Here is a 7,789-nt window from a genome sequence, read left to right as displayed (position 1 = left end):
ACTGGCTAGAGTCGGAATCGAGCTTTTAGTCCCGCCCACCCCTTCAAGTCTAAACATACAAGCGAGCTTGCTCGCGAAGGGGCCCGGACAGTCAATATCAATGTCGACTGACACACCGCTTTCGCGAGCAAGCTCGCTCCCACAGGGGATTTTACTCAGCCTTCTCTATCACGCAGTTCTTCGATGCTGATTTCACGCATGCGGAATTTCTGGATCTTGCCGGTGACCGTCATCGGGAACTCTTCAACAAATTTGAAATGACGCGGCGTCTTGAAATGGGCGATGCGTTCCTTGCACCAGGCTTGCAGCGCTTGCTCGGAGGCGCTGTGGCCGGGGTGGAACTTGATCCACGCCACGATTTCTTCGCCATAGCGCGAACACGGAATGCCGATCACTTGCACATCCGCCACCGCCGGATGGGTGAAGAAGAACTCCTCCAGCTCGCGCGGGTAAATATTCTCCCCGCCACGAATGATCATGTCCTTGTTGCGCCCGACGATGCAGACGTAACCCTGCTCGTCCATGGTCGCCAGGTCGCCGGTGTGCATCCAGCCCTGGGCGTCGATGGCATCGGCGGTGCCCTTGGGGTTGTTCCAGTAGCCGAGCATCACACTGTAGCCACGGGTACACAATTCGCCGACCGCGCCATGCGGGACGACCTGGCCTGCCTCATCGATAATCTTGCTTTCCAGGTGTGGCTGGGTGCGGCCGACGGTGGTCACCCGCAGCTCCAGTTCGTCTGAAGGACCGGTCTGCAACGACACCGGACTGGTTTCCGTCATGCCGTAGGCAATCTGCACCTCAGCCATGTGCATCTCGTTGATGACCCGCCGCATCACTTCGATCGGACATGTAGCCCCAGCCATGATGCCCGTGCGTAGGCTGGACAGGTCGAAGTCGCCCCGCTGCGGCTGGTCCAGCAGGGCGATGAACATGGTCGGCACGCCATACAGCGCGGTGGCTTTCTCCTCGGCCACGGCCTTTAGCGTCAGCAATGGGTCGAAGGCATCGTTGGGGTAGATCATGGTGCTGCCATGGGTCATGCAGCCCAGGTTGCCCATGACCATGCCGAAGCAATGGTAGAGCGGCACCGGGATCACCAGCCGGTCGCCAGCCGTCAGGCCCAGGCTTTCGCCGACCATGTAACCGTTGTTGAGAATGTTGTGGTGGCTGAGGGTCGCGCCCTTGGGAAAGCCGGTGGTGCCGGAGGTGTATTGGATATTCACTGACTGATCGAAGTGCAGGCTGGATTGGCGCTCGGCCAGTTGTCCTGGCGTCACCGCCGCCCCCAGGGCGGCCAGTTGTGACCAAGGCAGAAAGCCTGACGGGGGTTGGGGATCGAGGCTGACTACACCGCGTAAATCCGGCAGGCGTTCGCTCTGCAACTGGCCGATGGATTGTTCCGCCAGCTCCGGTGCCAGCGCTTGCAACATGGCGTGGTAATCCGAGGTCTTGAACGCCCCGGCACACACCAGCCATTGGCACCCGGACTGTTTGAGCACGTATTCGAGTTCGGAGACTCGATAGGCCGGATTGATATTGACCAGAATGACGCCGATCTTCGCACTGGCAAACTGGCTGATGCACCACTGGGCGCAATTGGGCGCCCACACGCCGAGACGGTCGCCGGTTTTCAAGCCCAGCGCCAACAAGGCCCGGGCGTGCAGATCGACGGCCTCAGCCAGTTGCCGCCAGGTGTAACGCAACGATTGATGACGAACCACCAACGCCTCGCCCTCTGGATAACGGGCCACGGTCTGGTCGAAAACCTCGCCAATGGTTTGTGCCAGCAAGGCCTTGTCCTGCGAGCCGCGGGTGTAGCTGAGCTGCGAATGCGAACCGGGTTGATCCATGACGCCCCCTCTTGTCTTTATTAGTGGGTGTAGTGGTGGAACCTCATGCACAAATGCCGTTGTGGCTGGTAGGAGCTGTGTAGGAGCTGTCGAGTGCAACGAGGCTGCGATCTTTTCCAAAGACACTTGAATCCCAAGCGAAAGATCAAAAGATCGCAGCCTTCGGCAGCTCCTACACGCGCTCGAGCGGGAGCAAGCTCCCTCGCCACAAAAGCTGATCCAAAACCCCCGTACTCTGGCTTAAGTTGACGTTAACGTAAAGGGCGATTGACAGCCTCTCGTCGCAGGCTTACGTTAACGTAAAGGTAGAGCATTTTCCGCTCTCCGCACCCGATAAAAAAGCCAAAGGTGTCCCATGAGCTACCCATCCCTGAATTTTGCCCTCGGCGAAACCATCGACATGTTGCGCGACCAGGTGCAGGCCTTCGTCAAGGCCGAACTGGCGCCTCGCGCAGCGCAGATCGATATCGACAATCTGTTTCCCGCTGACATGTGGCGCAAATTCGGTGACATGGGCCTGCTGGGCATCACCGTACCGGAAGAATATGGCGGCGCCGGCCTGGGCTACCTGGCCCACGTGGTGGCGATGGAAGAAATCAGCCGCGGCTCGGCCTCGGTCGCCCTCTCCTATGGCGCCCATTCCAACCTCTGCGTGAACCAGATCAACCGCAACGGCACTCACGAACAGAAAACCAAGTACCTGCCCAAGCTGATCAGCGGCGAACACATCGGCGCCCTGGCGATGAGCGAACCGAACGCCGGCTCCGACGTGGTCTCCATGAAACTGCGGGCCGACAAGCGCGGTGACAAATACGTCCTCAACGGCAGCAAGACCTGGATCACCAATGGTCCCGATGCCAACACCTACGTGATCTACGCCAAGACCGACCTGGAAAAAGGCGCCCACGGCATCACTGCTTTCATCGTCGAGCGCGACTGGAAAGGCTTCAGCCGCAGCAACAAGTTCGACAAGCTCGGCATGCGCGGCTCCAACACGTGCGAGCTGTTTTTCGATGACGTCGAAGTGCCGGAAGAAAACATCCTCGGCGCCCTCAACGGTGGCGTGAAAGTCCTGATGAGCGGCCTCGACTACGAGCGCGTGGTGCTGTCCGGCGGCCCGACCGGGATCATGCAAGCCTGCATGGACCTGATCGTGCCCTACATCCACGACCGCAAACAGTTCGGCCAAAGCATCGGCGAATTCCAGCTGATCCAAGGCAAGGTCGCCGACATGTACACCCAGCTCAACGCCAGCCGCGCCTACCTGTATGCGGTGGCCCAGGCTTGCGAGCGCGGCGAAACCACCCGCAAGGACGCCGCCGGGGTGATCCTCTACAGCGCCGAGCGCGCCACGCAAATGGCCCTCGACGCGATCCAGATCCTGGGGGGCAATGGCTACATCAATGAATTCCCCGCCGGTCGTCTGCTGCGGGACGCCAAGCTGTATGAAATTGGCGCTGGCACCAGTGAGATTCGTCGGATGTTGATCGGCCGCGAACTGTTTAACGAAACCCGCTAACGGAGCTGACCATGGCCACGCTGCACACTCAGCTCAACCCACGTTCGCCGGAGTTCATCGCCAACCGCGATGCGATGCTCGGACACGTCGAAGCCCTGCGCACCCTGCTCGCGCACATTCGCCAGGGCGGCGGACCCAAGGCTCAGGAACGGCATACTTCGCGAGGCAAATTGCTGCCCCGTGAGCGCATCAACCGATTGCTGGATCCGGGCTCGCCGTTCCTGGAGATCAGTCCATTGGCGGCCCATGAAGTCTATGGCGAAGACGTGCCGGCGGCCGGCGTGATTGCCGGCATTGGCCGAGTGGAAGGCGTCGAATGCATGATTGTCGCCAATGACGCGACGGTCAAAGGTGGCTCCTACTATCCGTTGACGGTGAAAAAACACCTGCGCGCCCAGACCATCGCCCAGCAGAATCGCCTGCCGTGCATTTACCTGGTGGATTCAGGCGGCGCCAACCTGCCGCGCCAGGATGAAGTGTTCCCGGACCGCGAGCACTTCGGCCGGATCTTCTTCAACCAGGCCAACATGAGCGCCCTGGGTATTCCGCAGATTGCCGTGGTCATGGGTTCCTGCACCGCTGGCGGCGCTTATGTGCCGGCCATGGCGGCCGAGGCGATCATGGTCCGCCAGCAAGCGACGATTTTTCTTGCCGGCCCGCGACTGGTAAAAGCCGCCACCGGTGAAGTGGTCAGCGCCGAAGACTTGGGCGGCGCCGATGTGCACTGCAAGATTTCCGGCGTGGCGGATCACTATGCCGACAGCGACGAACATGCCCTGGCCCTGGCCCGGCGCAGCGTGGCCAACCTCTATTGGCGCAAACTCGGTGAGTTGCAGCGTCGCCAGCCCATCGCCCCGCTGTATTGCAGCGATGAGCTGTACGGCGTGGTGTCGGCCGATGCCAAGCAGCCGTTCGATGTGCGGGAAGTGATCGCGCGCCTGGTGGACGGTTCGGTGTTCGATGAGTTCAAGGCGCTGTTCGGCACGACCCTGGTGTGCGGTTTCGCTCATTTGCACGGCTACCCGATCGCAATCCTGGCCAACAATGGCATCCTCTTCGCCGAGGCCGCGCAGAAAGGCGCGCACTTCATCGAACTGGCCTGTCAGCGCGGGATCCCGCTGCTGTTCTTGCAGAACATCACCGGTTTCATGGTCGGGCAGAAATACGAAGCCGGTGGCATCGCCAAGCACGGCGCAAAACTGGTGACCGCGGTGGCCTGCGCCAAGGTGCCGAAATTCACCGTGATCATCGGCGGCAGTTTCGGCGCGGGCAACTACGGCATGTGCGGCCGCGCCTATGATCCACGGTTCCTGTGGATGTGGCCGAACGCGCGAATTGGCGTGATGGGGGCCGAGCAGGCGGCCGGCGTGCTGGTGCAAGTCAAGCGTGAACAAGCCGAACGCAGTGGCCAGCCCTTCAGCGCCGAGCAGGAAGCGGAGATCAAGCAACCGATCCTCGATCAGTACGAAGAACAGGGTCACCCCTATTACTCCAGCGCACGGCTGTGGGACGACGGCGTCATCGACCCGGCCCAGACCCGCGATGTACTGGGCCTGGCCTTGTCCGCGTCACTGAACGCGCCTATCGAACCGAGCCGCTTCGGCGTGTTCCGGATGTAAACGGGGAATGACCATGGAAAACTTCAACACCCTCGAACTGCACACCGACCCACGGGGCGTCGCCACCCTGTGGCTCAGTCGCGAGTCGAAGAACAACGCGTTCAACGCGGAAATGATCCGCGAACTGATCCTCGCCCTCGATCACGTCGGCAGCGATCCAAACCTGCGTTTCCTGCTGATCCGCGGTCGCGGCAAGCATTTCAGCGCTGGCGCCGACCTGGCCTGGATGCAGCAATCGGCCGAGCTCGACTACCACACCAATCTCGACGACGCCCGGGAACTGGCTGAGCGCATGTACAACCTGGCCAAGCTGAAGATCCCAACGCTGGCCGTCGTCCAGGGTGCGGCGTTCGGTGGCGCGCTGGGGCTTATCAGTGCCTGTGACATGGCCATTGGCGCCAATGAAGCACAGTTTTGCCTGTCGGAAGTGCGCATTGGCCTGGCGCCGGCGGTAATCAGCCCGTTCGTGGTGCAAGCCATCGGCGAGCGGGCGGCGCGTCGGTATGCCCTGACAGCAGAACGCTTCGACGGGCAACGTGCGAAAGAGATCGGTTTGCTGTCGGACAGTTACCCTGCCGAGACCCTGGACCAGCAGGTCGAACAGTGGATCGACAACCTGTTGCTCAATAGCCCGGCGGCCATGCGCGCCAGCAAGGAACTGCTGCGTGAAGTCGGCAACGGCGCCCTGACCCCGGCGCTGCGACGCTATACCGAAAACGCCATCGCCCGCATCCGCGTCAGCCCGGAGGGCCAGGAAGGCCTGCGGGCCTTTTTGCAAAAGCGTGCGCCGAACTGGCAAGCCGAATCGAATAACAAGGAGTCGCGTCGATGAGCGCCCCTGCCCTCACCACGTTGCTGGTGGCCAATCGCGGCGAAATCGCCTGCCGCGTGATGCGCACCGCCAAGGCCATGGGCCTGGCCACCGTTGCCGTCCACAGCGCCACCGACCGTGATGCCCGCCACAGCCGTGAAGCCGACATTCGCGTGGACCTGGGCGGCAGCAAGGCTGCCGACAGTTACCTGCAAATCGACAAATTGATCGCTGCAGCGAAAGCCAGCGGTGCCCAAGCCATCCCTCCCGGTTATGGCTTTCTGTCCGAGAACGCCGGAGTCGCCCGGGCGATTGAAAACGCCGGGCTGATTTTCCTCGGCCCACCGGCCTCGGCCATCGACGCCATGGGCAGCAAATCGGCGGCCAAGGCCTTGATGGAGACCGCCGGCGTGCCGCTGGTGCCCGGCTATCACGGCGAAGCCCAGGACCTGGAGACCTTTCGCGACGCCGCCGAGCGCATCGGCTACCCCGTATTGCTCAAGGCCACCGCCGGCGGTGGCGGCAAGGGTATGAAAGTCGTCGAAGACGTCAGCCAACTGGCCGAAGCCCTGGCCTCGGCCCAGCGTGAAGCGCTGTCCTCGTTCGGCGATTCACGGATGCTGGTGGAAAAATACCTGCTCAAGCCGCGCCATGTGGAAATCCAGGTATTTGCCGACCAACACGGCAACTGCCTGTACCTCAACGAGCGCGATTGCTCGATCCAGCGCCGCCACCAGAAAGTCGTGGAAGAAGCCCCCGCGCCCGGCCTGACCCCGCAACTGCGCCGGGCCATGGGTGAAGCCGCCGTGCGCGCGGCCCAGGCGATCGGTTATGTCGGGGCCGGTACGGTGGAGTTCCTGCTGGATGCCCGGGGCGAATTTTTCTTCATGGAGATGAACACCCGGTTGCAGGTCGAGCACCCGGTCACCGAAGCGATCACTGGGCTGGACCTGGTGGCCTGGCAGATTCGCGTCGCCCAAGGCGAGCCATTGCCGCTCACTCAGGCGCAAGTACCGCTGCACGGCCACGCCATCGAAGTGCGGTTGTATGCCGAAGACCCGGCCAACGATTTCCTGCCCGCCACCGGGCGGCTGGCGTTGTATCGCGAGTCGGCCGAGGGGCCGGGGCGGCGAGTCGACAGCGGGGTTGAAGAAGGCGATGAAATCTCGCCGTTCTACGACCCGATGCTCGGCAAGCTGATCGCCTGGGGTGAAGACCGCGAGCAGGCGCGCTTGCGGCTGTTGAGCATGCTCGACGAATTTGCCATTGGCGGGCTGAAGACCAACATCGGCTTCCTGCGACGGATCATCGCCCACCCCGCCTTCGCAACGGCGGAACTGGACACCGGATTTATCCCACGTTACCAGACGCAATTACTGCCAGAGCCCGGCGAATTGGATGACGCGTTCTGGTTCGCCGCCGCCCAAGGGTTCGCCTTGAGCCTGACCCCACGTGTACGCGGCGATGATGCCGGCTCACCCTGGGCCAGCACCACCGGGTTGCGTCTGGGGCTGCCCAGGGAAACCAGCTTGCACCTGAGCTGCGAAGGCCAGGATCGCGCACTGACGCTGGACAGCACCGTCTGTTGCGCGGAACTCAAGGGTGAGCAACTGACGGTCGAGCACCACGGCCTGCGCCGCAACCATCGGGCCATTCGCCAGGGCGACAGCTTGTACCTGCAATGGGAAGGTGACCTGCACCGGATCGACCTGTACGACCCGCTGGCCGTCGCCGAAGCCAGCCACAGCCATCAAGGCGGCCTGGTGGCGCCCATGAACGGCAGTATCGTGCGGGTATTGGTGAATGTCGGCCAGACTGTGGAGGCCGGGGCTCAACTGGTGGTGCTGGAAGCCATGAAAATGGAGCACAGCATTCGTGCGCCCCAGGCTGGCGTGATCAAGGCGCTGTACTGCCAGGAAGGCGAAATGGTCAACGAGGGCAGTGCCTTGGTGGCGTTCGAAGAATAGGCATCGGCCCGCTCCCCGGG

At 62.2% G+C, this 7,789-nt stretch carries 5 protein-coding genes; 4 read left to right on the top strand and 1 reads right to left on the bottom strand.

Annotated elements, in window-relative coordinates; genetic code table 11:
- Positions 1 to 155: 155 nt before the first annotated feature.
- The gene (locus HGO40_RS25070) at positions 156 to 1,853 is read right to left on the bottom strand and encodes an AMP-binding protein (RefSeq protein ID WP_250965216.1); all 1,698 of its coding nucleotides are present in this window, start codon (positions 1,851 to 1,853) and stop codon (positions 156 to 158) included.
- A 355-nt stretch (positions 1,854 to 2,208) separates the two neighbouring features.
- On the opposite strand from HGO40_RS25070, the gene HGO40_RS25065 reads away from it, so the two are divergent.
- From HGO40_RS25065 to HGO40_RS25050, 4 genes are read left to right on the top strand one after another with little or no spacing between them, the layout of a single operon-like run.
- A complete protein-coding gene (locus HGO40_RS25065; RefSeq protein ID WP_250965215.1) occupies positions 2,209 to 3,372 on the top strand; it encodes an isovaleryl-CoA dehydrogenase in 1,164 nt (387 codons plus the stop codon).
- 11 nt (positions 3,373 to 3,383) lie between these two features.
- The gene (locus HGO40_RS25060; protein ID WP_250965214.1) at positions 3,384 to 4,991 is read left to right on the top strand and encodes a carboxyl transferase domain-containing protein; all 1,608 of its coding nucleotides are present in this window, start codon (positions 3,384 to 3,386) and stop codon (positions 4,989 to 4,991) included.
- Between the two features lie 13 nt (positions 4,992 to 5,004).
- Entirely contained in the window at positions 5,005 to 5,823 is an 819-nt protein-coding gene (locus HGO40_RS25055; protein WP_250965213.1) for a gamma-carboxygeranoyl-CoA hydratase, read from the top strand.
- Complete coding sequence (locus HGO40_RS25050; protein WP_250965212.1) at positions 5,820 to 7,769, top strand: acetyl/propionyl/methylcrotonyl-CoA carboxylase subunit alpha; 1,950 nt, start codon at positions 5,820 to 5,822, stop codon at positions 7,767 to 7,769. Before HGO40_RS25055 ends, HGO40_RS25050 begins: the two co-directional genes overlap by 4 nt.
- The last annotated feature ends 20 nt before the right edge of the window (positions 7,770 to 7,789 follow it).

It is taken from the genome of Pseudomonas sp. CG7, from assembly GCF_023701885.1.
Lineage (GTDB): Bacteria > Pseudomonadota > Gammaproteobacteria > Pseudomonadales > Pseudomonadaceae > Aquipseudomonas > Aquipseudomonas zanjanensis.
The sequence above is the reverse complement of the archived record's forward strand: the minus strand, read 5'-3'. Positions and strand labels throughout refer to the sequence as shown.

Bases quoted from the DNA above. Each gene is read 5' to 3' on its own strand.
- HGO40_RS25065 (WP_250965215.1), top strand. From the start codon at position 2,209: ATGAGCTACCCATCCCTGAATTTTGCCCTCGGCGAAACCATCGACATG.
- HGO40_RS25050 (WP_250965212.1), top strand. From the start codon at position 5,820: ATGAGCGCCCCTGCCCTCACCACGTTGCTGGTGGCCAATCGCGGCGAA.
- HGO40_RS25070 (WP_250965216.1), bottom strand. From the start codon at position 1,853: ATGGATCAACCCGGTTCGCATTCGCAGCTCAGCTACACCCGCGGCTCG.
- HGO40_RS25060 (WP_250965214.1), top strand. From the start codon at position 3,384: ATGGCCACGCTGCACACTCAGCTCAACCCACGTTCGCCGGAGTTCATC.
- HGO40_RS25055 (WP_250965213.1), top strand. From the start codon at position 5,005: ATGGAAAACTTCAACACCCTCGAACTGCACACCGACCCACGGGGCGTC.